The sequence below is a fragment of the Cryobacterium sp. N22 genome, assembly GCF_002929555.1.
GTDB lineage: Bacteria > Actinomycetota > Actinomycetes > Actinomycetales > Microbacteriaceae > Cryobacterium.
On the sequence record NZ_PJJP01000015.1, the window covers coordinates 25,675 to 51,972 of the forward strand.

Annotated in this window: 24 protein-coding genes; 17 read left to right on the forward strand and 7 right to left on the reverse strand. The window is 69.3% G+C overall.

Features of this window, described 5'->3' with window-relative positions; all coding sequences use genetic code 11:
- Positions 1–20: 20 nt before the first annotated feature.
- The 6 genes from CXY76_RS00990 to holA all read left to right on the forward strand — a co-directional run bounded on the left by CXY76_RS00990 (position 21) and on the right by holA (position 10,019).
- Positions 21–1,556 carry an anthranilate synthase component I family protein gene (locus tag CXY76_RS00990; RefSeq protein WP_233199498.1) on the forward strand — a complete coding sequence of 512 codons (1,536 nt, stop codon included), beginning with the start codon at positions 21–23 and terminating at the stop codon, positions 1,554–1,556.
- A 94-nt stretch (positions 1,557–1,650) separates the two neighbouring features.
- Complete coding sequence (leuS, locus tag CXY76_RS00995) at positions 1,651–4,227, forward strand: leucine--tRNA ligase (RefSeq protein ID WP_104162434.1); 2,577 nt, start codon at positions 1,651–1,653, stop codon at positions 4,225–4,227.
- Between the two features lie 126 nt (positions 4,228–4,353).
- Positions 4,354–5,547, forward strand: coding sequence for a Fic family protein (locus CXY76_RS01000; protein ID WP_104162414.1), 1,194 nt, complete (start codon positions 4,354–4,356; stop codon positions 5,545–5,547).
- 145 nt (positions 5,548–5,692) lie between these two features.
- Complete coding sequence (locus CXY76_RS01005; RefSeq protein WP_233199499.1) at positions 5,693–6,493, forward strand: ComEA family DNA-binding protein; 801 nt, start codon at positions 5,693–5,695, stop codon at positions 6,491–6,493.
- Complete coding sequence (locus CXY76_RS01010) at positions 6,490–8,949, forward strand: ComEC/Rec2 family competence protein (RefSeq protein ID WP_104162416.1); 2,460 nt, start codon at positions 6,490–6,492, stop codon at positions 8,947–8,949. Before CXY76_RS01005 ends, CXY76_RS01010 begins: the two co-directional genes overlap by 4 nt.
- A gap of 26 nt (positions 8,950–8,975) precedes the next feature.
- The gene (gene holA / locus CXY76_RS01015) at positions 8,976–10,019 is read left to right on the forward strand and encodes a DNA polymerase III subunit delta (RefSeq protein ID WP_104162417.1); all 1,044 of its coding nucleotides are present in this window, start codon (positions 8,976–8,978) and stop codon (positions 10,017–10,019) included.
- Positions 10,020–10,055: 36 nt separating this feature from the next.
- On the opposite strand, the gene CXY76_RS01020 is transcribed toward holA, so the two are convergent.
- From CXY76_RS01020 to CXY76_RS01040, 5 genes are all read right to left on the reverse strand, one after another.
- Positions 10,056–10,814 (reverse strand): hypothetical protein, encoded by a 759-nt coding sequence (locus CXY76_RS01020; protein ID WP_104162418.1) that lies wholly within the window; start codon positions 10,812–10,814, stop codon positions 10,056–10,058.
- 134 nt (positions 10,815–10,948) lie between these two features.
- Positions 10,949–11,209, reverse strand: a complete 261-nt coding sequence (rpsT, locus tag CXY76_RS01025; RefSeq protein ID WP_088456096.1) for a 30S ribosomal protein S20 — start codon at positions 11,207–11,209, stop codon at positions 10,949–10,951.
- A gap of 118 nt (positions 11,210–11,327) precedes the next feature.
- On the reverse strand, positions 11,328–12,095 hold the full coding sequence (locus tag CXY76_RS01030; protein WP_104162419.1) for an alpha/beta fold hydrolase: 768 nt from the start codon (positions 12,093–12,095) through the stop codon (positions 11,328–11,330).
- Positions 12,095–12,751, reverse strand: a complete 657-nt coding sequence (locus CXY76_RS01035; RefSeq protein ID WP_104162420.1) for a response regulator transcription factor — start codon at positions 12,749–12,751, stop codon at positions 12,095–12,097. Before CXY76_RS01035 ends, CXY76_RS01030 begins: the two co-directional genes overlap by 1 nt.
- A complete protein-coding gene (locus CXY76_RS01040) occupies positions 12,748–14,013 on the reverse strand; it encodes a sensor histidine kinase (protein WP_104162421.1) in 1,266 nt (421 codons plus the stop codon). The genes CXY76_RS01035 and CXY76_RS01040 overlap by 4 nt, the downstream gene beginning before the upstream one ends.
- Before the next feature lie 114 nt (positions 14,014–14,127).
- On the opposite strand from CXY76_RS01040, the gene lepA reads away from it, so the two are divergent.
- The 3 genes from lepA to hemW are packed head-to-tail and all read left to right on the forward strand — an operon-like array spanning position 14,128 to position 17,860.
- A complete protein-coding gene (lepA, locus tag CXY76_RS01045) occupies positions 14,128–15,981 on the forward strand; it encodes a translation elongation factor 4 (protein WP_104162422.1) in 1,854 nt (617 codons plus the stop codon).
- 5 nt (positions 15,982–15,986) lie between these two features.
- Positions 15,987–16,634: a DUF1990 family protein gene (locus CXY76_RS01050; RefSeq protein WP_104162423.1), complete on the forward strand. Its 648-nt coding sequence runs from the start codon at positions 15,987–15,989 to the stop codon at positions 16,632–16,634.
- The gene (gene hemW / locus CXY76_RS01055) at positions 16,634–17,860 is read left to right on the forward strand and encodes a radical SAM family heme chaperone HemW (RefSeq protein ID WP_104162424.1); all 1,227 of its coding nucleotides are present in this window, start codon (positions 16,634–16,636) and stop codon (positions 17,858–17,860) included. Before CXY76_RS01050 ends, hemW begins: the two co-directional genes overlap by 1 nt.
- Before the next feature lie 30 nt (positions 17,861–17,890).
- Here the strand turns inward: hemW and CXY76_RS01060 are convergent, their stop codons facing one another.
- Together CXY76_RS01060 and CXY76_RS01065 are read right to left on the reverse strand one after the other, a co-directional pair.
- A complete protein-coding gene (locus CXY76_RS01060; protein ID WP_104162425.1) occupies positions 17,891–18,265 on the reverse strand; it encodes a DUF4870 domain-containing protein in 375 nt (124 codons plus the stop codon).
- A gap of 95 nt (positions 18,266–18,360) precedes the next feature.
- The gene (locus tag CXY76_RS01065) at positions 18,361–18,762 is read right to left on the reverse strand and encodes a DUF4870 domain-containing protein (RefSeq protein WP_104162426.1); all 402 of its coding nucleotides are present in this window, start codon (positions 18,760–18,762) and stop codon (positions 18,361–18,363) included.
- 168 nt (positions 18,763–18,930) lie between these two features.
- On the opposite strand from CXY76_RS01065, the gene hrcA reads away from it, so the two are divergent.
- The 8 genes from hrcA to era all read left to right on the forward strand — a co-directional run bounded on the left by hrcA (position 18,931) and on the right by era (position 26,038).
- Positions 18,931–19,950: a heat-inducible transcriptional repressor HrcA gene (gene hrcA, locus CXY76_RS01070; protein WP_104162435.1), complete on the forward strand. Its 1,020-nt coding sequence runs from the start codon at positions 18,931–18,933 to the stop codon at positions 19,948–19,950.
- Between the two features lie 70 nt (positions 19,951–20,020).
- Positions 20,021–21,130 carry a molecular chaperone DnaJ gene (dnaJ, locus tag CXY76_RS01075; RefSeq protein ID WP_104162427.1) on the forward strand — a complete coding sequence of 370 codons (1,110 nt, stop codon included), beginning with the start codon at positions 20,021–20,023 and terminating at the stop codon, positions 21,128–21,130.
- 11 nt (positions 21,131–21,141) lie between these two features.
- Complete coding sequence (locus tag CXY76_RS01080; RefSeq protein WP_104162428.1) at positions 21,142–21,903, forward strand: 16S rRNA (uracil(1498)-N(3))-methyltransferase; 762 nt, start codon at positions 21,142–21,144, stop codon at positions 21,901–21,903.
- 19 nt (positions 21,904–21,922) lie between these two features.
- Positions 21,923–22,285, forward strand: a complete 363-nt coding sequence (locus CXY76_RS01085) for an HIT domain-containing protein (protein WP_104162429.1) — start codon at positions 21,923–21,925, stop codon at positions 22,283–22,285.
- A gap of 64 nt (positions 22,286–22,349) precedes the next feature.
- Positions 22,350–23,363, forward strand: a complete 1,014-nt coding sequence (locus CXY76_RS01090) for a PhoH family protein (protein WP_104162436.1) — start codon at positions 22,350–22,352, stop codon at positions 23,361–23,363.
- Entirely contained in the window at positions 23,360–23,827 is a 468-nt protein-coding gene (gene ybeY / locus CXY76_RS01095) for an rRNA maturation RNase YbeY (RefSeq protein WP_088456108.1), read from the forward strand. Before CXY76_RS01090 ends, ybeY begins: the two co-directional genes overlap by 4 nt.
- Positions 23,824–25,152, forward strand: a complete 1,329-nt coding sequence (locus tag CXY76_RS01100) for a hemolysin family protein (RefSeq protein WP_104162430.1) — start codon at positions 23,824–23,826, stop codon at positions 25,150–25,152. Before ybeY ends, CXY76_RS01100 begins: the two co-directional genes overlap by 4 nt.
- Positions 25,136–26,038 (forward strand): GTPase Era, encoded by a 903-nt coding sequence (era, locus tag CXY76_RS01105; RefSeq protein WP_104162431.1) that lies wholly within the window; start codon positions 25,136–25,138, stop codon positions 26,036–26,038. The genes CXY76_RS01100 and era overlap by 17 nt, the downstream gene beginning before the upstream one ends.
- Positions 26,039–26,298 lie beyond the last annotated feature (260 nt).

The following is a 26,298-nucleotide window of genomic DNA, read 5'->3' on the forward strand; positions in this document are numbered from 1 at the left end:
CTGCGCCCTAGGCTGGAGCGGTGCCGACCACCCCCAGCCACCCCGACCGCGGCCTCCCCGTGCGCTCAGAGGTGCTGCGCTCGGTTCCGCTGCCGCACTGGCTCGACCCCGCCGACGCCTTCGACCTGCTGCACGCTCAGGCACCGTACGCTGTGTGGCTGGATGCCGGTGCCGGCGCGAGCACCGGGGTGAGCTACCTCGCCGCCGCGCACCACGGCTCGCGGTTCGTCACCGCATCGGCCCGCGCCGGCACCGTGACCTGCTCACGACCGCTGGACCCCGCCACGGCACCCGTCACCTCGGCCGGCAGCATCTTCGACTTCCTGCGCTCGGAAGCCGGGACCGCGGGGGAGTCCGGGTCCGTTCCCGGAACCGACGCCCGGGCCGAGGCCGGCTTCCGTCTCGGCTGGGTGGGCTGGTTCGGATACGGACTGGTACGTCCGGCGGACGAGGCCGACACCGCGCCGGACAGCTCGGCGCCGGATGCGGCCCTGCTCTTCGTCGACCGCGTCATCGCCTTCGACCATGCCGCCCGCACCGTCACCCTGCTGGCCAGCGCGGCGGCGGGGGAGTCGGGGCACGACGTCGAGGACTGGCTGGGTGACACCGCCAGACGGCTCGGTGCCCGGCGGCGCGGCGGGCCGGCCGCAGCCGCCCGGCCCGCCCTTCCGCAGACATCCGCCGGGCCGCTCGAGGTGCGCTGGCGGCACAACGCGACGCAGTACGCCCGGCTGATCGACGCCTGCCAGGAGCGCATTGCGGCCGGCGACGCCTACCAGCTCTGCCTCACCAACGAGGTCACCGTGGCCGGCCGCTTCGACCCCCTCACCGTGTACCGGCGGCTGCGCGCGGGCAGCCCGAGCCACCACGGCGGCCTGCTCAGGTTCGGCGCGCATGCGCTGCTGAGCGCCTCGCCGGAGGAATTCCTCTCCGTGACTCCGAGCGGGCGGTTGCGCACGCGTCCCATCAAGGGCACCAGGCCCAGGTCAGCCGACCCGGCAACCGACCGGATGCTCGCTGCGGAACTGCTCGCCAGCGACAAGGAGCGCGCCGAGAACCTGATGATCGTCGACCTGATGCGCAACGACCTGGGTCGGGTCGCCGCCCTGGGCTCGGTCGCGGTGACGTCGTTGCTGCAGGTCGAGAGCTACCCGCATGTGCACCAGCTGGTCAGCACCGTCGAGGCGCGTCTCGCGCCGGGCCTGACCAGTGTCGACGCCATCGAGGCGGCTTTCCCGGCCGGGTCGATGACCGGGGCGCCCAAGGCCAGCGCCATGCACATCCTCCGCGGGCTCGAGGGCGGCGACCGCGGCGTCTACGCCGGAGCGTTCGGCTACCTCGGCCGTGACGGCGCCGTCGACCTGGCCATGGTCATCCGCAGCATCGTGCTGGGACCGGCGGGCGCCTCGATCGGGACCGGCGGCGGGATCACCGCGCTCTCGGTGGCCGACGAGGAAATCGAGGAGACCCGGATCAAGGCCAGGGCCCTGATCAGCGCGATCCTGGAGTCCGCCGCGGCGCCGGACCCGGCAGATGGTCAGGGTTTAGTAACCTAGGAGCTTGGGCGTCGCCAACGGGGTACATTCTCGCTGCGCAGAACGCCACCTCACCACAATGAATGAGAGTCACGTGGCACACGAGCACGACACCATGTCCAACGGCCCCGAGGACGAAGACGGTTACGACTTCGCCGCCATCCAGGCGAAGTGGGCGCCGATCTGGGACGAGCTGGAGCCGTTCCGCACCAGCGACCCCGACGACACCCGGCCGCGCAAGTACGTGCTGGACATGTTCCCGTACCCGTCCGGCGACCTGCACATGGGCCACGCCGAGGTATACGCGCTCGGCGACATCGTGGCACGCTACTGGCGCCAGCAAGGCTTCAACGTGCTGCACCCGATCGGCTGGGACTCCTTCGGCCTGCCCGCCGAGAACGCCGCCATCAAGCGGGGCATCGACCCGCGCGGCTGGACCTACGACAACATCGCGCAGCAGAAGAAGAGCATGAAGCTCTACGCGGCATCCTTCGACTGGTCCCGCGAGCTGCACACCAGCGACCCCGAATATTACAAGTGGAACCAGTGGCTGTTCCTGCAGCTGTACAAGAAGGGCCTGGCCTACCGCAAGGACAGCTGGGTCAACTGGGACCCGATCGACCAGACCGTTCTCGCCAATGAGCAGGTGCTGGCCGACGGCACCAGCGAACGCAGCGGCGCCGTGGTGGTGAAGAAGAAGCTCACCCAGTGGTACTTCAAGATCACCGACTACGCCGACCGCTTGCTCGACGACCTCAACCAGCTCGAGGGCACCTGGCCGGCCAAGGTGCTGAACATGCAGCGCAACTGGATCGGCCGCTCCATCGGCGCCGACGTGGACTTTGTCATCGAAGGCCGCGCGGAGCCGGTCAGCGTCTTCACGACCCGCCCGGACACTCTCTTCGGCGCCACCTTCATGGTCGTCGCCCCCGACGCCGACCTGGCCGCCGACCTCGTCGCCGACGCCTCGCCCGAGGTGCGCGAGCGCTTCGCCGCGTACCTGGTCCAGGTGCAGAACAGCACCGAGATCGAACGCCAGGCCACCGACCGGGAGAAGACCGGCGTTTTCCTCGAACGGTACGCGATCAACCCGGCCAACGGCGAGCGCCTGCCCATCTGGGCCGCGGACTACGTGCTGGCCGACTACGGCCACGGGGCCGTGATGTCGGTTCCGGCGCACGACCAGCGCGACCTCGACTTCGCCCTGCGCTTCGACCTGCCGGTGCGCGTCGTCGTGGACACCACTGCATTGGTCACCGGCGTCATCCCGGTGATCACGCCGGGGATGCTGGACGGCTCAGAGGAGCTGCCGTCCCTGGACTCCGACGCCCTCGACCCCGCCCAGACCGGCGTCGCGCTCACCGGCGAAGGCCGCCTGGTCAACTCCGGCGCCCTCAACGGCCTCACCAAGGCCAACGCCATCAAACGGATGATCGACACGCTCGCCGCTGACGGCACCGGGCGCGCGGCCAAGAACTACCGGCTGCGCGACTGGCTGATCTCCCGCCAGCGCTACTGGGGCACCCCCATTCCGATCATCCACGGCGCCGACGGCACCGAGATCCCGGTACCGGAGGACCAGCTGCCGGTGCTGCTGCCGCCCACCGACGGCCTCGACCTCAAGCCCAAGGGCACCTCGCCGCTCGGCGGCGCCACCGACTGGGTAAACGTCGTCAACCCCATCGACGGCACCCCGGCCAAGCGCGACGCCGACACCATGGACACCTTCGTGGACAGCTCCTGGTACTTCCTGCGCTTCCTCAACCCCACCGACGACACCAAGGCCTTCGACCCGAAGGAAGCCGACAAGTGGGCCCCCGTCGATCAGTACGTCGGAGGCGTCGAGCACGCCATCCTGCACCTGCTCTACGCCCGCTTCATCACCAAGGTGCTCTTCGACCTGGGCTACGTCACCTTCACCGAACCGTTCACGGCCCTGCTGAACCAGGGCATGGTCATCCTCGACGGCGCCAAGATGTCCAAGAGCAAGGGCAACCTGGTCTACTTCACCGAGGAGGTCGACAAGTACGGCGTCGACGCCGTGCGCCTGACCATGGCGTTCGCCGGCCCGCCCGAAGACGACATCGACTGGGCCGATGTGTCCCCGGTCGGTTCGGCGAAGTTCCTAGCGCGCGCCTGGCGCGTCGCCCGCGACGTGACCAGCTCCCCGGATGTGGAATGGAAGACCGGGGACGTGGCGCTGCGCCGCGTCACCCACCGATTCCTCGCCGACGCCCCGTCGCTGATCGAGGCGTTCAAGTTCAACGTCGTCGTGGCGCGCATGATGGAGCTCGTCAACGCGACCCGCAAGGTGATCGACACCGGCGCCGGTCCGGCCGACGCCGCCGTGCGCGAAGCCGCCGAGGTCACCGCGATGGCGCTGAACCTGTTCTCCCCGTACACGGCGGAAGACATGTGGTCGCGGCTCGGCTACGAGCCGTGCGTCGCGCTCGCCCTCTGGCGCAAACCCGACCGCAGCCTCCTGGTCGCCGAGTCGGTGACCGCGGTGGTGCAGGTCGACGGCAAGGTGCGTGACCGCCTCGAGGTCTCCCCGAAGATCAGCAGCGACGACCTGGAGGCCCTCGCCCGTGCGTCGGCCGCCGCGATCCGTTCGATCGGCGACCGCGAGATCGTCAAGGTGATCGTGCGGGCGCCCCGGATGGTGAGCATCGTCACCAAGCCCGCGGCGTAAGCCGCCCGCCCCGCCTCCCTAGGAGGCGGGGCGGAGCGCTTTAACGAGAAATCTAACCACGACGCATCACCTTTATGACTGATAAAGTACATATAGCCGCTCAGTCATCGACGTTAGGAGAGCGACATGGCTCACTACGTCGACCGGCTATGGAACCCCGAAGACACGGCGCACCTGGTCCGAAAGGACCGGACGCCCGGCCGCTATCGGGCCTACGTGCCCGGCGAGCTGGGCGAGCACGTGCCACAGCTCGGCCGGGCAGCACAGCAGGCAGCGGAGGACGCGCTGTCCGTGCTTGCCCGCGCCGACGAACGAATTGGCCAGCGCGGGGGATACCTCAACCACTTGCTGATCCGGTCCGAGAGCATCTCGTCCTCCTGGATCGAGGGCAACCGCATCACCCCGAAGAAGCTGGCCATCGCTGAGCTGCTTCAGCAGGGACAGCGGGTCGCCCTGGACGTCGTTGCGAACGTCCGCGCCACAGATGAGGCGATCGCCGATCTCGCCGACCGGGGTCGACCGGTCACCACTGCAGACATCGAGCGCTTGCAGCACATCATCGAGCCCAGGCTCGAACTCGGCCTTCGCACCGAGCAGAACTGGGTGGGCGGGCCCGGCTGGAGCCCCATCCGCGCAGACTTCGTGCCACCGCCCGAGACAGAGGTGCCGCGCCTGGTCGACGACCTGGCCCGGTTCATCACGGCAACAGAGGGCAACCCCGTCGTCCGGGCGGCGATCGCTCATGCTCAGTTCGAGACGATTCACCCCTTCATCGACGGCAACGGCCGGACCGGCCGGGCGTTGATTCACACCGTGCTGCGCAGGGCTGACGCGCTCCGTAATACGCTGATCCCCATCAGCACGGTGTTCGCGGGCGACAAAGACGCGTACATCGAGGGGCTGACGGCCTATCGGGCAGCGCCCTCCCGCCTGGACGACTGGGTGATCGGCTTCGCCCACGCGGCGGAGCTGGCCGCCACCAACGCAGTGCGGCTCTCTGACGACATCGCCGACCTTGACCGGGCGGTACGCGGGGAACTGATCAAATACCGGAAGCAGCACGACCTCTCGCCGACCAATCCGCGAAGCGATGCTGTGGTGCTGCGCATCCTTGACTCCCTGGCTACCGATCCGGTGCTGAGCACGGAAGCTGTGGCGACGCAGCACAAAGTATCCGCAGCAGCCGCGCATCGCGCGCTGGTGCAGCTCGGCGAGGCGGGAATCCTGACCCGCAACAAGGACCACAAGGGACGCCTGATCTTTTGGGCCGCCGACAGACATCTCGCCCTCGTCGCTCTGACCGAGCGCGATCAGGGCTGAGTTTAGGAGCCTTGGGCTGCACGATTCCGCGCAGCGCCACGGAATTGTGTCCTACCCGGTCCCTCCACAGGTAGGCCGGACGTCGCCCCGACACAGGTTCCCGCAGGGAGCCGGCGCGCGGGGCGGCGCTGCCTAGCCTGTCCGCATGGATGTTGACCCGTTCGCCAGCTTGACGCCGTCGTCCCGCGCGCGCTCAGCGGCGCCTGGGGCCCGGTCGGCCGACCCCGGCCGCACCCGGATGCGCATCGGCGTGGGCGCGGCGATCGTCCTGTTGCTGGCGGCGCTGGGCATAAGCGTGACCGTGACCGCCATCGGGCAGGTCGGCCACAGTGTTGCGGTGCCGGCGAATCCGGGCGCGGGCCCGCTGGTGGACGACGCGCCTGGGAGCACGACAGCGGATCCGTCGTCCACCGGCTCGACCGCAGGAGCGGCGGCCGGCCCGCGCGGCACCGCCGTGCCGACCGGCGAGGCGGAAGCGCCCGGCGTGTTTGTGCACGTTCTGGGTGCCGTCGCGCATCCCGGTCTGTTCGAGGTGCACGAGGGCGCCAGGGTCGTTGATGTGGTCGCCGCCGCGGGCGGTCTGCTCCCCACCGCAGACGAGGCCGGCCTGAATCTGGCCAGACTCGTCGCCGACGGCGAGCAGCTCTACGTTCCGGCGCACGGCGAGGTCGTGCCCGGTCCGCCTGCCGGGGCGCAGGCCGGAGGCTCAGGGGCGCCGGGCGGCGCAGTGGGCGTCGTAAGTGGGGGTGCCGCGGCGAAGGTCAACCTGAACACAGCCACGGCGGCGGACCTCGACACGCTGCCGCGGATCGGCCCGGCCATGGCCCAGCGCATCCTCGACTACCGCGCGGCGGAGGGCAGGTTCGCCAGCATCGACGACCTGCGCAATGTGACCGGGATCGGCGACAAGACCTTTGCCGCGCTCAAGGACCTGATCACTGTATGAGTCGGGCCGGTACGTATCCGGAGGGCATGAATCGCGGCCGGGACAGTGTGGACCTGCGGCTGGTGCTGCCGGCCACGGCATGCTGGTTGGCGGCCGGACTGTTGGTGGCGATGCCGGCGGAGGCTGCCCGCGTGGCCGGCCTGGTCGGTGCCGCCGCCGTCCTGCTGACCGTCTGGGCATTCGTGACCGGAAGGCGAGCACGAAGCGCGGGCGTCCTGGGCGAGCGTGTCCGCCCGGTACTGGGCAGCGTGGCCGTGTGCTGCGCTGCGGCCGCCTTGGCCGGGCTGTCCGTTGCGGTGCAGGCGCCGGTGCGGTTGCCCGAGTCCATTCGCGCTGTCGCAGCCGAACACGGCGAGGCCTCGGTGGTGCTCACGGTGTGGTCGGCGCCGGCGCAGAGTAGCCGGTCGGCCATCGGGGGTGGGGTGCAGCTGCGGTTCCGGGCAACGCTCACCGCCATCGGCGACCCACCCGGTCAGGCGAGCACGGGGGAGGCCGTCCCGGCCAGGGCCGGCCTGTCGGTGCCCGTCGTCGTGTTCGCCCCGGCATCCGCTGCCAACCCCGCCATCGGCGATGAGATCCGGATGACGGGCACTCTCACTGCAACGGAGCCGGGCGACGCCGCCTCAGCCCTGGTCTTCGGGCGAGCCCCACCCGAACCGGTTCACGCCGCGCCCTGGTGGCTGGCCTGGGCCAACGCCGTTCGCCAGGGGTTCGCCACCGCGTCCGCCGAACTGCCTGGCGACGGAGCCGGCCTGCTGCCGGGCCTGGCGATCGGCGACACCACGGCGGTGGATGACGGCCTCGACCAGGCCATGAAGACGAGCTCGCTCAGCCACCTGACCGCGGTATCCGGAGCCAATTGCGCCGTTGTGCTCGCCATCGTCCTCGTGGCGGCGGCCGCGCTGGGCCTCGGCCGGGTATGGCGGCTGGTCTGCGGGCTGGTCGTGCTGGCCGGCTTCGTGGTGCTCGTCACCCCGGAACCGAGTGTGGTGCGGGCCGCGACAATGGCGACCATCGTTCTGCTCTCCGGTTCGCTCGGCCGGCCGGGCCGGGGACTCCCCGCCCTGGCCATGGCCTCCCTGTGTCTGCTGATCATCGATCCCTGGCTGGCCCGCAACTACGGCTTCGCGCTCTCGGTGCTGGCCACCCTCGGTCTGCTGGCGCTGGCGGGGCCGCTCAGTCGACGGCTCACACGCTGGCTGCCCGCTCCCGTCGCCACGGTGCTCTCGATCCCGATCGCGGCTCAGCTCGCCTGTCAGCCGGTGCTGGTCATGCTCAGCCCGACGCTCCCGGTCTACGGGGTGCCGGCGAACCTTCTCGCGGCGCCCGCTGCGCCGGTGGCCACGGTCGCCGGCCTGGTCGCCTGTCTGGTCCTGCCCTGGGCACCCGTTCTCGCGACCCCGTTGGTGTGGCTGGCCTGGCTGCCCGCCACCTGGATCGCCGCGGTCGCGACCACGAGCGCTGGGCTGCCCGCCAGCAGCCTGCCCTGGCCGGGTGGACCGCTCGGAATGGTCCTCATCGTGGCCTGTACCCTCGCCGTGCTGGCCCTGCTCGCTGCCCGCGGGCCGGGCCGGGTGACGATTCTGGTGCGGATGGCCAGCGGAGCCTTGGTCTGCGTCGTCGCCGGCTGGGCGATCGGAGGCGTGGTCGGCGGCGGACTGGGGCGGGCCGCGGTCTTCCCGACGGACTGGCAGATCGCCGCCTGCGACATCGGGCAGGGCGACGCCGTACTCGTGCGCGACGGCGACCAGGTCGCGCTCGTGGATGTGGGCCCGGACCCGGCGCCTCTGCAGGTGTGCCTGAACACCCTGGGCATCGATCGTCTGGACCTGCTGATCCTCACCCACTACGACCTGGACCACATCGGCGGGCTGGCCGCGGTGATCGGCCGGGTGGACACCGCACTGGTAGGCCGGCCGGAGAACAGCCAGGATGCGGCGTTGCACGACCGACTGGCCGCCGAAGGGGCCGACGTGCGCGAGACCGCCCGCGGAGACACCGGCACCCTCGGCGCGCTGACCTGGGAGATCCTGTGGCCGATCCGTGGCTCGCCCCTCATGCAGACCGGCAATCCCGGCAGCGTCAGCGTGCTCTTCGACGGCGGCGGCATCCGGTCGCTCTTCCTCGGCGACCTCGACGAGCAAGCCCAGGAGGGGCTGATGGCCGCCGGTCGCATCGGGGCCGTTGACGTGGTCAAGGTCGCCCATCACGGTTCTCGCGACCAGAGCGCCGCCCTCTATGCGGAGCTCGAGGCGAGCGTCGGGGTCGTGTCGGTCGGTGCGGACAACGGCTACGGACACCCCACCAAATCGGTGCTCGACATCCTCGGCGCGGCGGGAACCACGGTGGTGCGCACCGATGAAGACGGAATGGTGGTGGTCGCGCCCGGTACCGGCGCCCCGGCGGCCCGGCGGGCACTCCTGGTCTGGACCGAGAAGGTCACAGGCGCCGGTTAGGCTGGGTGAGTAGCGAAGGGAGCCGCGTGGCCGCACGAACAACCGCACAGGCACGAACCGGCAAACCGGCCGCCAAGGCCGGCGCGGCGAAGATCCCGCAGCTCGCCTGGCATCAGGTGCGCCCGGCGCCCGTCGTGCTCGTCTCGGGCACCGAGACCTTCCTCGCCGAACGCGCCATCCGGTCGCTGCGGGACTTCCTCAAGCTGGAGGATCCCAGCCTCGAGGTCAGCGACATCCAGGCCGACAGCTACGCGCCCGGTGAGTTGCTCACCCTGGCCAGCCCCTCGCTGTTCGGCGAGCCGCGGCTGATCCGCGTGAGCAACGTGGAGAAGTGCAGCGACACCTTCCTCACCGAGGCCATCGACTACCTGCAGAACCCCGCCGACGACACCTATGTGGTGCTGCGGCACGGCGGCGGCGTGCGCGGCAAGAAGCTGCTGGACACCATTCGCAGCGGCGTGGGCGGTGCCGTCGAGGTGGTCTGCGCCGAGCTCAAGAAGGATGCGGACAAGCACGACTTCGCCACCGCGGAATTCCGCTCGGCAGGCAAGAGGGTCACCCCGAGCGCTCTGCGGTCGCTGGTGGCCGCGTTCTCCGACGACTTGGCCGAGCTCTCTGCCGCCTGCCAGCAGCTCATCGCCGACACCGGAGCCGAGGTCACCGAAACCACGGTGGACCGCTACTACGGCGGCCGCGTCGAGACGAACGCGTTCAAGGTCGCCGATTCCGCCATCGCCGGCCGTCTGGGCGAGGCGCTCGTCACCCTGCGGCACGCGTTGTCGTCAGGGGCCGACCCGGTTCCGATCGTCGCCGCGTTCGCCAGCAAGATCCGCACCATGGCGAAGCTGTTCGGCGTGCGCGGCGGCTCCGCCCAGTTGGCAGCCACCTACAGCCTCGCACCGTGGCAGGTGGAGCGCGCCCAACGCGATCTGCGCGGCTGGACTGATGACGGCCTGGCCCGGTGCATCGTGATGCTCGCAGAGACCGACGCGGCCGTGAAGGGCGCCGGTCGAGACCCGATCTTCGCTCTCGAGAAGCTCGTCACGGTCATCGCCAAACGCGGCGAGTGAGGGCGGCCCGTCAGGGACCGGGCGGCTGCGGCCGGCTCAGGGCTGGCCGGACACTGTGACCGAGGCGCGGTTCAGATAGATCCACACCCCACCGGTGAACTCGGGGTCGCCACAGACCTCCCCGGTCACCTTCACCGGCAGGATGGTCGAGGAGCCGACCAGGTCGGCCCGCGACGCCGTCGCTGCGAACGACGCCGGCAGGCTCGGGCAGTACTCCAGCTGGACCCTGCCATACAGGTCGGTGAACTGCACCATGATCCGCTGGGTGGGCGTCGGCAGCAGCACCGTGAGCACCACCGCGAGAGCGGCCAGCGCCAGTCCGACGACGCCGAACACCGACCCGAGGATGGTCAGGCCCCGCCGGGGCGGATGCGCCGCCGAATGCTCTGCTGGGTGTGCCGTCGGCTGCGTCGGGGTGGTTGCTTGGGAGCGGGCGGTGGAGTGTGTCGCGGTGGGCAGCGATGCCGCGAACAGCACGCAGGCCCCGGTCAGCACGAGAATGAAGCCGAGCAGCCCCGCGAACACCCAGGGGCTCAGTCCGGAGTAGGCGGTCACCGCTGGGGCGAATCTGAGTCCGACCGCGATCACGGCGGCTGCCACGGCGAACGCGCCGCCGAGGAACCGGGCCTGATGGCGCCAGGCAGACGGTTTCCCCGGGCCGGCCTGCGACGGGCCGGCCAACGCGGGGCCCGGCAGCTGCGGGCCCGCCTGCTGGGAGCCCGGCTGGTTGGCTCCCGGCTGGTTGGCACCCGGCTGGTTGGGGCCTGGCTGCGCCGGTCCGGTCTGGTCGCTCATCACGACGACACCATAGCGTCGGCCGGGCACCTCGGAAAGGGCCGGCCGGATCCGGCGCCGACGCAGAAAACCCCCGCCCAGGAGGGCGGGGGTGTGTCTGTGCTACTTACAGCGGTGCTACTTACAGCGGCTGGTTAGAGCGCGTTGACAGCCTTGGCGATAGCGGACTTCTTGTTCGCTGCCTGGTTCTGGTGGATAACGCCCTTGCTGACGGCCTTGTCGAGCTTCTTGGAAGCAACGGCGAGGCTGGCGACAGCCTTGTCCTTGTCACCAGCGGTGACGGCGAGGCGCGTGGCCCGGATGGCGGTCTTGAACTCGCTCTTGACCGCCTTGTTGCGCTCCTGCGACTTCTTGTTCGTGAGGATCCGCTTGATCTGCGACTTGATGTTTGCCACGTTTATACGCTTTCGTTAGGTTCTTGTTCGGATGGGCCGCCCGGTGATAGAGGGCACCGTGCGGCGAAAATCGTGTGGGGTGGGACCCAACACGCAAGCCAACAGGCAACGATACCAGTTATCGGCCCGGCTGGCTGACCGAATCGGGGGAGTTCTGGTCGAGATCGGCCTCGATCTCGTCAATGATGCGCCTGAGCACAGTATCAAACCGGTGCGGGCGATGCAGGCTCACCAGATGGCCGGCGCCAGGAATCGTTACGAGGGTGCCCCGCCGCGCCGCCGCGAGGAACCGTCGCTGGTGCAGGCGGAAGTGATCGTACGCGCCGTTGACCAGCCACACCGGGCCGGGAAACGCCCTGAGGTCGGCCAGCGGCGACAACCGCCCCGTCGCCGCGAGCCCCGCGTCCATGACGTCCAGCGCCACACCGCCGGCGAGCACATCCCGCACCCCGGCCGGCGGGAGCATCCGTCGAACCAGGAAGGTGTGCAACCAGAGGCCCCGGTCGGGGAACCGGTGGATGATCCGCGCGAGCCGGCGGTAGGCGGTCAGTCCGGGACCGCCCGGTTCGAACGACGACCCGGCGGCGACCAGGCCGAGCACCCGCCCCGGGTTCCTGGCCGCATAGGCGATGGCGTAGTAGCCGCCGAGCGACAGACCGACGAGCAGCACCGGCCCCTCGACGGCGTCGACCCCGGCATCGATGGCGCCCAGCGCACCCTCGAGGGTGAACGGCTCATGCAGGCGCGAACCGTGGCCCGGCAGGTCCACGGCGAGAACCGGATGCCCCGCCGCCGCCAGCCACTCCAACTGATGCCGCCACATGCTGGCCGAGGTGCGGATCCCGTGCACGAGCACGACGGGAACAGGAGACGCGGCGGCGGGCATCAGGCGCCCCGAAGGGTGCCGGACGCGCGGGCGCTGGCGACGGCGGAGGTCCGCGAGCCGACGCCGAGCTTGCCGAAGATATGCACGAGATGCGACTTCACCGTCGCCTCGCTGAGGAACAGGTCCTGGCCGATCTGCCGGTTGGAGCGACCGGCCGCCACGAGGGCGAGCACCTCGACCTCGCGCGGGGAAAGCCGGCCCTCCGGGATGCGCGACCGGTCGGCCAGCCGGGTCACGATAGCCGGAGCGAGTGCGCTCTGTCCCGCCGCGGCGGCCCGCACGGCGGCGACGAGTTCGGCGGGCGGGGCGTCCTTGAGCAGGTACCCGCTGGCGCCGGCCTCGATGGCACCGAGGATGTCGGCATCCGTGTCGTAGTTGGTGAGGATCAGCACGTGCGGGGCGCCGGGCACCGACCGAACCCGCCGGGTGGCCTCGGCGCCCTGCATGGGGGTCCCCGGCATATCGGCTGAGGGCACCGCACCGCCGAACTGCAGGTCCATCAGCACGACATCGACCCGACCGGAGGCGGCCAGCGCCACGGCGTCCTCGGCCGTGCCGGCCTCCAGTTCGACCTCCAGGTCGGGCTCGGCGCCGAGCATCGCCCGGAGGCCCGCCCGCACCACGGGGTGGTCGTCGGCGAGCAGCACCCGGATCATGCCAGCGCCTCGCGGATCGGGAACCTGACCGCGACCGCGGTGCCCAGGTCCGGCGCGGACTCCAGGACGAAGGTGCCGCCGAGCGCTTCGACGCGCTGCCGGATCGCGACCAGGCCGAACGAGTCCGGGCTCTGAGTTGCGGCGTCCGTGAGGGTGAAGCCGCGGCCGTCGTCGACGATGTCGAGGGCCACCTCGTCGGACATGTAGCTCAGGGTCACCTCGGCACGATTGGCGCCGGCGTGCTGGGCGACGTTGGCGAGCGAGCCCTGCGCGATCCGCAGCAGGGTCGTCTCCAGCGACATCGGCAGCGCCACCGGGTCACCTGTCACGTGCAGGCTGACCCTGGTGGCCTTCTCGCCGGCCGGCGCGGTACGTTCTGCCGACGCGGCGAGCCTGGCGAGGGCGCCCGGCAGGGTCTGGCTGTCCAGGGCCGGCGGAGTGAGCTCCCGGATGAACCGGCGGGTCTCCTGCAGATTGGCCGCCGCGGTGTCCCTGGCCAGGCGCAGGTGGTCCAGGGCCGCCGGGTCGGACACCCGGCCCTCGGCGGCGTGCAACAGCATCTGGATGCTCGACAGCCCCTGAGCCACGGTGTCGTGGATCTCCCTGGCCAGGCGTTCCCGTTCGGCGAGGGTGCCCGCGTCGCGTGCGGTGGCCGCCAGCTCGGTGCGGGTGGTGAGCAGATCCTCGATCAGGTTCTGCCGTTCGGCGGCCTCGCGCAGCAGCGCCCGGTAGCCCAGGCCCACCGCCACCGCGACGACCGCGCCCACCAGCGGGCCGAGGGTGGCGCCCAGGCTCAGGCCCACGTGGAAACTCATCGACCAGATCGTCAGCAGCACGCTCAACAGCACCAGCGGAATACCCGCCCGCAGGGGAAGCACGTGCAGCTGCAGGAAGAACAGCGGGAAGACGATGAAGGCGGCATCCGGCGCCAGGAGGGTGAGCGCGAGCCATTCCACCAGCAGCACGGCCATCCAGACAGGCACGACCCAACGCCACCGCCGGCGGCGGGCGAGTTCGCTGCCGCCGACGTAACTGGCCAGGAAGATCAGCGACAGGCTCACCACGGTGACCGGGTTCGGCACCGCACCCAGCAGGGTCCGCACGATGACCAGTCCGGTCAGCCCGATGATCAGAACGTGCAGGCCGATCCGGAGACCGGCGAACACCGGGGTGAGCGCGGAGTGCGGAAGACCCTCGCCGATGCTGGCGGGCGGCATGGGATCCCGGCGGAGCGGGGGAGTGCGAAGTGCGAGGCTGGACATGGTGCGCCCAGCCTAATCAGGACCGCTGGGCCCGTCATCCGTCAAATGGATGACCGACAGGTCAGCCCGACAGGTCACACCGACACTGCGGGGCATGGGAGAATTGGGCCCATCATGTCACCGAGAGCTCTCAAGGCGCTGGAACCGGCCGCCACTGCCCCCGCGTTCATCCGTAACTTCTGCATCATCGCGCACATCGACCACGGCAAGTCCACGCTGGCCGACCGGATGCTGCAGATCACCGGCGTCGTCGACGACCGATCCATGCGTGCCCAGTACCTGGACCGGATGGACATCGAACGCGAACGCGGCATCACCATCAAGAGCCAGGCGGTGCGGATGCCGTGGGAGATGGACGGTCAGACCTACGCGCTGAACATGATCGACACCCCCGGCCACGTCGACTTCACCTACGAGGTCTCCCGCAGCCTGGCCGCCTGCGAGGGCGCCATCCTGCTCGTCGACGCCGCCCAGGGCATCGAAGCGCAGACGCTGGCCAACCTGTACCTGGCCCTGGAGAACGACCTCACCATCATCCCGGTGCTCAATAAGATCGACCTGCCGGCCGCCGACCCCGACAAGTACGCCAAGGAGCTCGCCAGCCTCATCGGCGGCAGCCCCGACGACGTGCTGCGAGTCTCCGGCAAGACCGGCATCGGCGTGTCCGAGCTGCTCGACCGGGCCACCTCGCTGATCCCCGCCCCCGTCGGCGACGCGAACGCGCCGGCTCGCGCCATGATCTTCGACTCCGTCTACGACAGCTATCGCGGCGTCGTCACCTATGTGCGCATGATCGACGGGCACCTCAGCCCGCGCGAGAAGATCCAGATGATGTCGACCCGCGCCACCCACGACATCCTCGAGATCGGCGTCACCAGCCCGGAACCCACCCCCAGCAAGGGCCTGGGCGTCGGCGAGGTCGGCTACCTGATCACCGGCGTGAAGGACGTGCGCCAGTCCAAGGTCGGTGACACCGTCACCACCGCCATGAAGCCCGCCACCCTGGCGTTGCCCGGCTACACCGAACCCAAGCCGATGGTCTTCTCCGGCCTGTACCCGATCGACGGCAGCGACTACCCGGCGCTCCGCGAAGCGCTCGACAAACTCAAGCTCTCGGATGCGTCGCTGGTCTACGAACCGGAAACCTCCGTCGCCCTCGGCTTCGGCTTCCGTTGCGGCTTCCTCGGCCTGCTGCACCTGGAGATCATCACCGAGCGCATCGACCGGGAATTCAACCTGGACCTGATCACCACCGCGCCCAGCGTGATCTACGAGGTCACCACCGACGACAAGAAGACCGTCACGGTCACCAACCCGAGCGAGTTCCCCAACGGCAAGATCGCCGTCGTCGAGGAACCCATCGTCAAGGCCGCGATCCTCGCGCCCAAGGACTACGTGGGCGTGATCATGGAACTCTGCCAGGGTCGCCGCGGCACCCTGCTCGGCATGGAGTACCTCGGTGAAGACCGGGTCGAGATCCGCTACACGATGCCGCTGGGCGAGATCGTGTTCGACTTCTTCGACCAGCTCAAGAGCAAGACCGCCGGCTACGCGTCGCTGGACTACGAGCCCATCGGCTCGCAGGAGGCCGACCTGGTCAAGGTCGACATCCTGCTGCAGGGCGAGCAGGTCGACGCGTTCAGCGCCATCGTGCACCGCGACAAGGCCTACGACTACGGCGTGCTGATGACCGGCCGGCTCCGCAAGCTCATCCCGCGCCAGCAGTTCGACGTGCCGATCCAGGCCGCCATCGGCGCCCGCATCATCGCCCGCGAGTCGATCAGCGCCATCCGCAAGGACGTGCTCGCCAAGTGCTACGGCGGCGACATCTCCCGCAAGCGCAAGCTGCTGGAGAAGCAGAAGGAAGGCAAGAAACGCATGAAGATGGTCGGCAGGGTCGAGGTTCCGCAGGAGGCGTTCATCGCCGCGCTGTCCGGCGACGAGCCGCCCAAGAAGGAAAAGAAGTAACGATCATGCGCCGCTCGACCTTCACCGACGCCGCCGTGACCTACGCCGCCATCGGCGGCACCCTGGCCCCCGACCTGATGCGCTACCCGCCCAAGGGCCACCGGCCGCTGGAGCGCACGGTGCGCCTGGGCAGCGGCGAGGAACGGTTCCGGGTGGCCACGACGGCGCTGATGACCTGGGGCGTCCAGCGTGGCAGCGGCATCGACGTCACCGACCTCGACGCCGGAACCGGCGTGCAGTACACCGGCATCGTCTTCGCCGAGGACGGCACCCCGGCTCCCAACCAGGAGCACCCCGTGAACGAGGCCACCTTCGCCGAGGACGGCACCGCGTTCATCAGTAACGGCATGACCGCCAAGCTGGCCATCCCCACCGGCCCGTTCACCGTCGCCGCACCGGTGCGCGTCGTCTACGTCATCGACGAGGCCGACAAGATCGGCTTCGCCTACGGCACCATGCGCGGCCACCCGCAGACCGGCGAGGAGTGCTTCATCGTCGACCGTCGTCCCGACGACTCGGTCTGGCTCACCATCCGCTCGTTCTCGCGCCCCAGCACCTGGTACTACCGGTTGGCCTGGCCGGTGCTGCGCTTCCAGCAGGAGCGTTACACCCGCAAGTACCTGCTCGCCCTGCACCCCGTCGGAATGGGCTGATGGCCGGACCGCACCCCGTGGGTGACCCTGCGCCTCTGGACGGACTGATCCCGGCGTCGGCCGCGGACGGCGCCGCAGAACGCGACTTCGGCGTTTACCTGCACGTGCCGTTCTGCAAGGTGCGCTGCGGCTACTGCGACTTCAACACCTACACCGCCACGGAGCTGCGCGGCGTGAAGCAGAGCGACTACGCCAGCCAGGCCGTTCTCGAGGTCGAGTCCGCCGCCCGCATCCTGGCCGAGTCCGGTGTTCCGGCCCGGCCTGCCGCCACCGTCTTCTTCGGCGGCGGTACCCCCACGCTGCTGCCCGCAGACCATCTGGTGCGGATGCTGCACGCCGTGCGGGACACCTTCGGCATCGTTCCGGGCGCCGAGATCACCACGGAGGCCAACCCGGACTCCGTCGACCTGGCCTATCTCCGTCAGCTCAAGCAGGCCGGCTTCACCCGGGTGTCCTTCGGCATGCAGTCCGCGGTGCCCCGCGTGTTGGCCACCCTCGAGCGAACGCACGATCCCGAGCGGGTGCCGCTCGTGGTGGCCTGGGCGCGCGAGGCGGGCTTGGACGTGAGCCTCGACCTGATCTACGGCACACCGGGGGAGACCATCGACGACTGGCGGGCCAGCCTCGATGCGGCCATCGGCCAGCAGCCGGACCACATCAGCGCCTACTCGCTCATCGTCGAGGACGGCACCAAGCTGGCCAGGCAGATCCGCCGGGGCGAGCTTGTGCAACCCGACGAAGACCTGCAGGCCGACTTCTACGAGCTCGCGGATGCGCGCCTGGCCGCGGCCGGCTACAGCTGGTACGAGGTCAGCAACTGGTCGCGGGGCACCGAGCACCGGTCCCGGCACAACCTGTCGTACTGGCGCAGCGCCGACTGGTGGGGCATCGGCCCCGGCGCGCACAGCCACGTCGGCGGCGTGCGCTGGTGGAACGTCAAGCATCCGGCCGCGTACGCCGACCGGATCCTGGCCGGCCACTCGCCGGCCGCCGGCCGGGAGACCCTGGACGAGGCCACCCGCGAAACCGAACGGGTGCTGTTGCTGACCAGGATCCGCGAGGGCATCCCGGTCGCCACTCTCTCAGCGCTCGGCCGCCGCGAGGTGGCCGGCCTGATCGCCGACCAGCTGATCGACGCCAGGGCGGCCATCGGCGGCAACATCGAACTCACCCTCACCGGCCGGCTGCTCGCCGACGCCGTGGTGCGCCGGCTTCTCACCGACTGATCAGCCGGCCCGGCCGGGCCGGCTGGACGCCTAGTTGAGGAACTTGATCGTCAGCGGGTAGGAATACCACTCGCCCTTGTTGGCGGCGACGGCGGCGATGATGCAGAAGACGATGTTGAGGATCCCGGCTGCGGCCAGGATGAGGAAGCCGATGCCGATGATCGTGAGGATGCCTCCGACGAAGTAGGCGATCGCGAGGGTGATTTGGAAGTTCAGTGCGGTGGCGGAGTGCGCGCGGATGAACGGACCGCGGTCCTTGAGCACGATGTAGCCGATCAGGGCGGGCAGGAAGCTGAAGAGGATGCCGCCGATGTGGATCAGGGTGGCCCACAGCTTCTCGTCGGCCGGGCTCAACTGGCTCGGCGCCTGGTACGGGGTGGCGGGGGGAGGCGTTGCCTCTGACATTGAATCTCCTTTGTGGACTCGGCGGTCAGGCCGGGTGGTGACGGGTGTTGCTGTCACCAGAGTACCGCCGGTCGCGTCTCCCGGCCCCGTGCAAACTAGCTGATCAGACGGAGAGAGAACGGGTAGCGGTACGGTCGGCCGTCCTTAGCGCTGAGATAGCCGAGCACCGAGAAGATCGAACCGATCAGCCACAGGACCCAGCCCAGGGAAGAAATCACCGACAAGAGGCCGAAGGTGAGCAGGCCGAGGATCGTGGCGGCCAGGTTGATGGCGACGTAGCCGATCAGAAGGGTGATCTGGAAGTTCAGGGCTTCCTTCCCTTCTTCGTTGGTGAACGTCCCGCGGTCCTTGAAGACCAGCCAGATGATCAGTGCCGGCGGAAACGAGAGGATTCCGCCCAGGTGGGCCAGGGAGGCCCACTGACGGTCCTGTTCCGCGGTCAGCGGCGCCCCGGCGGCCGGCCCGGATGATGGTCCCTGTCCGGTGGGATAGCTCATGAGAATGCCCTTCGATGAACGGTGCGCGGTGCTCGGTGAGCTTAACGCTACTGCCCGAAATCGTCCGGGAGCAATGGGTATCCCCGCTGCCCGCGTTATGATTAGCAGTCAAACAATGAGAGTGCCAATGCAGAGCAGGCACACCGGGTACGAGGGAGGCGAATGATCATGGTGTCAGATCGCAGTCTCGAGGTGCTTCGGGTGATCGTCCAGGACTACGTCGCGTCCCGCGAACCCGTCGGCTCGAAATCCATCGTCGACAGGCACGCCTTCGGTGTCTCGGCCGCGACGATCCGCAACGACATGGCGCTTCTCGAAGAAGAAGAACTCATCGTCGCCCCGCACACCTCGTCGGGCCGCATCCCCACCGACAAGGGCTATCGGTTGTTCGTCGATCACCTCGCCGACCTCCGTCCGCTCACCGCCGCCCAGCGCCAGGCCATCGAGGCGTTCCTCGGCCAGTCGGCCGACCTCGACGAGGTCCTCGCCCGCAGCGTGCGACTGCTGTCCCAGCTCACCCACCAGGTCGCCCTCGTGCAATACCCCTCGCTGTCCCGCGCCACCGTGCGCCACATTGAATTGGTGCCGCTGAGTGAGACCCGGGTGCTGTCGGTCCTGATCACCGACTCCGGGCGCGTCGAACAGCGCGTCGTCGAGCTGCCCCGCACCCTCGAGGAGGCCGCGCTGGCGGAACTTCGGTCCAGGCTCAACGCCGTCGTGGGCGGTCTGAGCATGAGTGCGGCCGCCACCGCCCTGACCGGCCCCACCGGTCTGGGCGCACCGGAGGTGCAGGACCTGATCGACCAGATCACCTCCACCCTGCGCGACCAGGTCGGCGCCAATCGGCAGGACCGCCTGGTCATGGCCGGCGCCGCCAACCTGGTGCGCACCGAAGACGACTTCAGCGGCAGCATCTATCCGGTGCTGGAGGCCATCGAGGAGCAGGTGGTGCTGTTGCGCCTGTTCGGCGAGATGGCCACCGACCAGCACGGCGTCTCGGTGAGCATCGGGCGTGAGAACGCGCCGTTCGGCCTCGGCGAGACGTCGGTGCTCACCAGCGGTTACACCTCCCGCGGTGACGCGGCCCGACTGGGCGTCCTGGGTCCGACCCGGATGGACTACTCCAACAACATGGCGGCCGTACGCGCCGTCGCCAGGTACCTCTCGCGCCTGCTCGGCGAGAACTAGCCGGCCCACCACTTTCCAGCACGATTTCCTACCCCGAATACCGCACGCACAACCGCAAGGAGAGCCAGCTTTGGCTGACCATTACGAAGCACTCGGCGTCGCCCGCGACGCCAGCACCGACGAAATCAAGAAGGCGTACCGCAAGCTCGCCCGCCAGCTGCACCCCGACGTGAACCCCGGGGCCGAGGCGTCGGAACGGTTCAAGACCGTCACCCACGCGTACGACGTGCTCAGCGACCCCAAGCAGCGCCAGAACTACGACCGCGGCGGCGACGGCCGCTCCAGCCAGGGCGGCGGCTTCGACGCCGGCAACTTCGGCGACATCTTCGAGACCTTCTTCGGCGGTGGCGGAGGCGGTAGCCGTGGGCCCCGATCCCGGCGCGAGCGCGGCCAGGATGCCCTCATCCGCGTCGAACTCGACCTGGACGAGGTCATTTTCGGCACCCACCGCGACATCGAGGTGGACACGGCGATCGTCTGCGCCACCTGTTCGGGCACCTGCTGCCAGCCCGGCACCTCGCCGGTCACCTGCGACATCTGCCACGGCACCGGCAGCATCCAGCGTGCCGTGCGTTCGCTGCTCGGCAACGTGATGACCTCCAGCCCCTGCGGCTCCTGCCGCGGCTACGGCACCATCATCGCCACCCCGTGTGTCACCTGCCAGGGCCAGGGCCGCGTGCGCGCCCGCCGCACCGTGCCGGTCGACATCCCCGCCGGCGTCGACACGGGCCTGCGCCTGCAGATGCCCGGCAGCGGCGAGGCCGGCCCGGCCGGCGGCCCGAACGGCGACCTGTACCTGGAGATGAAGGTGCGCCACCACGACGTCTTCAGCCGCGACGGCGACGACCTGCTCTGCACCCTCGAGGTGCCGATGACCGACGCGATCCTCGGCGCGACCGCCACGGTCAAGGCCCTCGACGGTGACATCGAGGTGGAACTGCGCCCCGGTGTGCAGGCCGGTGAGATCCTCACGGTCAAGGACCGTGGTGTCACGAGGCTCCGCGGCAACGGCCGCGGCGACCTCCGGGTCGGCGTGCAGGTGCTGACCCCCACCAAGCTCGACCACAAGGAGCGGGAACTGATCGAGGCCTTCGCCGCCAGGCACAAGGTCCCGGCGCCCGCCCTCAGCCAGTTCCAGCAGGGCCTCTTCGCGAAGCTCCGCGACAGGTTCCTCGGCTAGGAGCCCGTTCGATGGCGCATTTCTTCCTGTCAGAGACCCTCGGCACCTCCGCCGCCGGAACGCCCGCCGCTGACCCCGTCGTCGGGGCCACGGTGAGCGTCACCGGCGCGGAGGCCAAGCACGCCGTCACCGTGAGCCGGGTGCGCCCCGGCGAGACCCTGCTGCTGGGCAACGGCGCCGGACTGATGCTCGGCGTCACGGTGCTGTCGGCCGAGCCGGCCGAACTCACGGCCAGGGTGGACAGCGTGACCCGGACGCCGCCGGCCGTGCCGCGCATTCTGCTCGTGCAGGCCCTGGCCAAGGGTGACCGTGACGAACTCGCGGTGCAGGCCGCCACCGAACTCGGTGTCGACGGGGTCATCCCGTGGGCCGCCGCCCGGTCGGTGGCCCGCTGGGAGGGCGTCAAGATCGCCAAGGGGCAGGCACGCTGGTCCGCCATCGTGCGGGAGGCCAGCAAGCAGTCCATCCGGCCGTGGCTGCCGGAGGTGCTTCCGTTGACCAGCACCAAGCAGCTGGCCCTGCTCGCCGCGACCAGCCGGATGCTGTTGCTCGAGCCGACCGCCGAGCTCAGGCTGACCGCGATCGCGGTGCCCACCGACGACCGGGACATCGTGCTGGTCGTGGGGCCTGAGGGTGGCATCGCCCCGAGCGAACTGGACATCCTGGAGCAGGCCGGCGCCAGCCGGGTGCGTCTGGGCGATACCGTGCTGCGCACCTCGACGGCCGGCCCCGCCGCGGTCGCCATCCTGAACGCAACCCTCGGTCGCTGGTAGGAGCGCTTAAGATAGAACCATGGCTTCCTCCGGTGCAGAACCCACGATCTTCAGCCGCATTGCCGCGCGCGAAATTCCCGCGACCATCGTCGCGGAAACCGATGGCATCATCGCGTTCAATGACATCGCCCCGCAGGCGCCCGTGCACGTCGTGGTGACCACCAAGTCGCAGCAGTACCGCAACGTGGGTGAACTGGCCGCGGGGGACCCGGTGCTCCTGGCCGAGCTGATCGCCGTGGCCGGCCGGGTGGCCGACGAGCACTGCGCCGGCGAGTACCGCCTGGTCTTCAACACCGGAGCCTCAGCCGGCCAAACCGTCTTCCACGTGCACGCGCACGTCCTCGGCGGCGCTCTTGAGGAGGGCACGCTTGCTGCCCTCTGACGCCGAAGCTCCCGACGGCGGCACGCTCGACGTGGTGCGCAAGCTCCTGGTGGACGGCGTCGCCATGGTGCGTCTGCTCGGTCCGCAGGACCGGTTCCTCAGCACCATCGAGAAGGAATACCCCAACGTCGTCGTGCACGTGCGCGGCAACGAGGTCACACTGACCGGTCCTGCCGTCTCCGTCGACGCTGTGGTCCGGCTGATCGAGGAGCTCCAGCTGCTGCTCCGCACCGGCGCCGACCTCGGCGAGGCCGAGGTGAGCACGTCGGCCAGGATGCTCGGAGCCGACTCGAGCTCCAGCCCGTCCACGGTGCTCGGGCAGGCCATCCTCACCTCGCGCGGCCTCACGGTGCGGCCCAAGACCCTCGGACAGAGCGACTACGTCAACGCGATCGACGAGAACGCGATCGTGTTCGGCATCGGACCGGCCGGAACCGGCAAGACTTACCTCGCCATGGCCAAGGCCGTGCAGGCACTGCAGCGCAAGGAGGTCGACCGGATCATCCTCACCCGGCCGGCCGTCGAAGCGGGCGAACGGCTCGGCTTTTTGCCCGGCACCCTGACCGACAAGATCGACCCGTACCTGCGGCCGCTCTATGACGCCCTGTTCGAGATGATGGACCCCGAGCTGGTGCCCAAGCTCCTCGCGGCCGGCACCATCGAGGTGGCCCCGCTGGCCTACATGCGCGGCCGCACCCTCAACTCGGCGTTCATCGTGCTCGACGAGGCGCAGAACACCACGCCGGAGCAGATGAAGATGTTCCTCACCCGCCTCGGCTTCGGCTCCCAGATGGTGGTCACCGGCGACATCACCCAGGTGGACCTGCCCGCCGGAGCCAGCGGCCTCCGCCTGGTCACCAAGGTTCTCGACGGCATCGACGACATCGCCTTCGTGCGCCTGACCAGCGCCGACGTTGTGCGCCACAGCCTCGTCGGCCGCATCGTCGACGCCTACACCGAATACGACGCGCAGAAGCAGGCCCAACGCTACGAAAGCGAACAGGCCCGCGACTTCGCCTCCCGCGCTCCGCATCAGGGGAACCCGCGCGATCGCACCCCGAAACGGAGATCCAGTTGAGCATCGAAATCAACAATGAGTCGGCCATCCCGGTCGACGAGGCCACCATCCAGCGGCTCGCCGCCTTCGCGTTGGACACCATGCACGTGCATGCCGACGCCGAACTGGCCATCGTCCTCGTGGACGAGGGCGCCATGGAAGCGCTGCACGTGCAGTGGATGGACGAACCCGGCCCCACCGACGTGCTCAGTTTCCCGATGGACGAGCTGCGCCCCGGCACCGAAGACGCCCAGACCCCGCCGGGGCTGCTCGGCGACATCGTGCTGTGCCCACAGGTGGCCCAGGGCCAGGCCGAAACCGCCGGCCACAGCACGCTCGACGAACTGCTCCTGCTCACCGCGCACGGCGTGCTGCACCTGCTCGGCTTCGACCACGCCGAGCCTGACGAAGAGAAGGAAATGTTCGGCATCCAGCGCGACATCCTGATCGGCTTCGCCATGCAGGAACGACGCCGGCCCCGATGATCGTCGGGTGGTTCCTGACCGCCGCCATCCTGCTCGTCGCGTTCGGCGGGCTGATGGCCGCCGTCGATGCGGCGATCATGTCGCAATCCAGGGCGGATATCGCCGAGCTCGCTGTGACGGCGCGATCCAAGCGGTCCCTGCGCGCGATCGCCGCCGACACCGGCGCGCACCTGAACGCCATCAACTTCGTGCGCATCATCGCGGAGACGACGGCCGCGGTGCTGGTGACCCTGGTGTTCGCCACGACCATCGACGCGATCTGGCTGGCCCTGCTGTTGTCGGCCCTGCTGATGACGGCGGTGTCCTTCGTCCTCGTCGGGGCGAGCCCCCGCAGCGTCGGGCGGGCGCATCCGCAGAGCCTGCTCAGGCTCACGGCAGTCCTCGTGCACTTCCTCAGGGTGCTGCTCGGCCCGGTCGCCAACGCACTCGTCGCCCTCGGCAACCGGGTCACCCCCGGCCGCAGCCGGCTGGCCACGTTCACCTCCGAGGACCAGCTGCTGAGCATGGTCGACGAGGCCACCGAACTCGACGTGATCGAGGAAGACGACCGCGAACTGATCCACTCCATCTTCGAATTCAGTGAGACCGTCGTGCGCGAGGTCATGATCCCGCGCACCGACATGGTCACCATCGACGCCGACGCCAGCGTCGGCGCGGCGATGGGCCTGTTCCTCAGCAAGGGCTTCTCGCGGGTCCCCGTGGTCGACGGTGAGGTCGACGACGTGACCGGGATCCTGTATCTGCGAGACGTGGCCCGGCTGGTCTACGAACGCCCCCGCAACCTCGAGACGCTGCGGGTGGGCGAACTCGCCAAGACCGCCCAGTTCGTACCGGAGTCCAAGAAGGCCGACGCGCTGCTGCGCCAGATGCAACTGGAATCCAACCACCTGGCCATGGTCGTCGACGAGTACGGCGGCATCGCCGGCCTGGTCACCCTCGAGGACCTGATCGAGGAACTCGTCGGGGACATCTCCGACGAGTACGACCGGGACGTCGTCGAGATCGAGGACCTCGGTCACGGCCGCTTCCGGGTGAGCGCCCGCCTGCCCGTCGACGAACTCGGCGAACTTTTCGACCTCGATCTCGACGATGACGATGTCGACTCCGTTGGCGGACTGTTGGCCAAGGCACTGGGCAGGTTGCCGGTCGCCGGCTCCGAAGCCAGAACCAGCGGGTTGATCCTCACCGCGGAGCGAACCGAGGGTCGACGCAAACGAATCAGCACAGTGCTGGTTGAACCAGACAAGGCGTTGAGAGACGCACAGTCCGCATTCCTGGGAATGCCGGACACCGAAGGAGCACACGGCAATGACACAAGAACCTGATTACCGGGCGGGGTTTGTTTCCTTCGTCGGACGCCCCAACGTGGGCAAGTCCACCCTGACGAACGCCCTGGTGGGGGAGAAGGTCGCGATCACCTCGTCGAAGCCGCAGACCACCCGTCGCGCCATCCGGGGCATCGTGCACCAGAAGAACGGCCAGCTGATCCTGGTCGACACCCCCGGAATCCACCGGCCCCGCACGCTGCTCGGCGAGCGGTTGAACAGTCTTGTGCAGTCCACGCTCAGCGGCGTCGACGTCGTCGGCCTGTGCATCCCGGCCAACGAACCGATCGGTCCCGGCGACAAGTTCATCAACGAACAGCTGGACAACTTCCCGCGCGCCAAGAAGGTGGCCATCGTCACCAAGATCGACATGTCCTCCAAGACCAGCGTCGCCAACCAGCTCCTCGCGGTCTCGCAGCTGCGCGACTGGGAGGCGATCGTGCCGATCTCGGCGACCAGCCGCATCCAGCTCGATGTGCTCAGCAGCGAGCTGCTGCGCCTGCTGCCGCTCAGCGATTCGCCGCTGTACCCGGCGGACGCCGTCACCGACGAGAGCCTGGAATCGCGCATTTCGGAGTACATCCGTGAGGCCGCGCTCGAGGGTGTCACCGACGAGCTGCCGCACTCGATCGCCGTGACGATCGACGACATCATCGAGCGTGACGACCAGGAACTCGTCGAAATCTACGCCAACCTCTTCGTGGAGCGGGACAGCCAGAAGGGCATCATCATCGGCAAGTCGGGCAGCCGGCTCAAGGACGTGGGCATGCGCGCCCGCAAGCAGATCGAACCCCTGGTCGGCAAGCGGGTGTTCCTCTCGCTGCGGGTGAAGGTGGCCAAGGAATGGCAGCGCGACCCGAAGCAGCTCGGTCGCCTCGGCTTCTAGCCGAGCGGCCGGCGGGGGCAGGTCGCCGGCCCGGGGCGCCCATCCCGCTGGTCGACCGTGTCGAGACCCCGCTGAGCCTGTCGGAGTAGACCCCGCGAGCTGGTTTCAGGAACGCACCCAGCCCGTTGGTCGAGCTTGTCGAGACCCCGTGAGCCGTCCCCAGGAACGCACCCAACTCGTTGGTCGAGCTTGTCGAGACCCCGTGAGCCGTCCCCAGGAACGCACCGAACTCGTTGGTCGAGCTTGTCGAGACCCCGTGA

Excerpts from the sequence above, each read along its gene's own strand:
- leuS (WP_104162434.1), top strand. The coding sequence starts at position 1,651 with ATGTCCAACGGCCCCGAGGACGAAGACGGTTACGACTTCGCCGCCATC.
- CXY76_RS01000 (WP_104162414.1), top strand. The coding sequence starts at position 4,354 with ATGGCTCACTACGTCGACCGGCTATGGAACCCCGAAGACACGGCGCAC.
- CXY76_RS01005 (WP_233199499.1), top strand. The coding sequence starts at position 5,693 with ATGGATGTTGACCCGTTCGCCAGCTTGACGCCGTCGTCCCGCGCGCGC.
- CXY76_RS01010 (WP_104162416.1), top strand. The coding sequence starts at position 6,490 with ATGAGTCGGGCCGGTACGTATCCGGAGGGCATGAATCGCGGCCGGGAC.
- CXY76_RS01020 (WP_104162418.1), bottom strand. The coding sequence starts at position 10,814 with ATGAGCGACCAGACCGGACCGGCGCAGCCAGGCCCCAACCAGCCGGGT.
- CXY76_RS01030 (WP_104162419.1), bottom strand. The coding sequence starts at position 12,095 with ATGCCCGCCGCCGCGTCTCCTGTTCCCGTCGTGCTCGTGCACGGGATC.
- CXY76_RS01035 (WP_104162420.1), bottom strand. The coding sequence starts at position 12,751 with ATGATCCGGGTGCTGCTCGCCGACGACCACCCCGTGGTGCGGGCGGGC.
- CXY76_RS01040 (WP_104162421.1), bottom strand. The coding sequence starts at position 14,013 with ATGTCCAGCCTCGCACTTCGCACTCCCCCGCTCCGCCGGGATCCCATG.
- lepA (WP_104162422.1), top strand. The coding sequence starts at position 14,128 with ATGTCACCGAGAGCTCTCAAGGCGCTGGAACCGGCCGCCACTGCCCCC.
- CXY76_RS01050 (WP_104162423.1), top strand. The coding sequence starts at position 15,987 with ATGCGCCGCTCGACCTTCACCGACGCCGCCGTGACCTACGCCGCCATC.
- hemW (WP_104162424.1), top strand. The coding sequence starts at position 16,634 with ATGGCCGGACCGCACCCCGTGGGTGACCCTGCGCCTCTGGACGGACTG.
- CXY76_RS01060 (WP_104162425.1), bottom strand. The coding sequence starts at position 18,265 with ATGTCAGAGGCAACGCCTCCCCCCGCCACCCCGTACCAGGCGCCGAGC.
- CXY76_RS01065 (WP_104162426.1), bottom strand. The coding sequence starts at position 18,762 with ATGAGCTATCCCACCGGACAGGGACCATCATCCGGGCCGGCCGCCGGG.
- hrcA (WP_104162435.1), top strand. The coding sequence starts at position 18,931 with ATGGTGTCAGATCGCAGTCTCGAGGTGCTTCGGGTGATCGTCCAGGAC.
- CXY76_RS01080 (WP_104162428.1), top strand. The coding sequence starts at position 21,142 with ATGGCGCATTTCTTCCTGTCAGAGACCCTCGGCACCTCCGCCGCCGGA.
- CXY76_RS01085 (WP_104162429.1), top strand. The coding sequence starts at position 21,923 with ATGGCTTCCTCCGGTGCAGAACCCACGATCTTCAGCCGCATTGCCGCG.
- CXY76_RS01090 (WP_104162436.1), top strand. The coding sequence starts at position 22,350 with ATGGTGCGTCTGCTCGGTCCGCAGGACCGGTTCCTCAGCACCATCGAG.
- CXY76_RS01100 (WP_104162430.1), top strand. The coding sequence starts at position 23,824 with ATGATCGTCGGGTGGTTCCTGACCGCCGCCATCCTGCTCGTCGCGTTC.
- era (WP_104162431.1), top strand. The coding sequence starts at position 25,136 with ATGACACAAGAACCTGATTACCGGGCGGGGTTTGTTTCCTTCGTCGGA.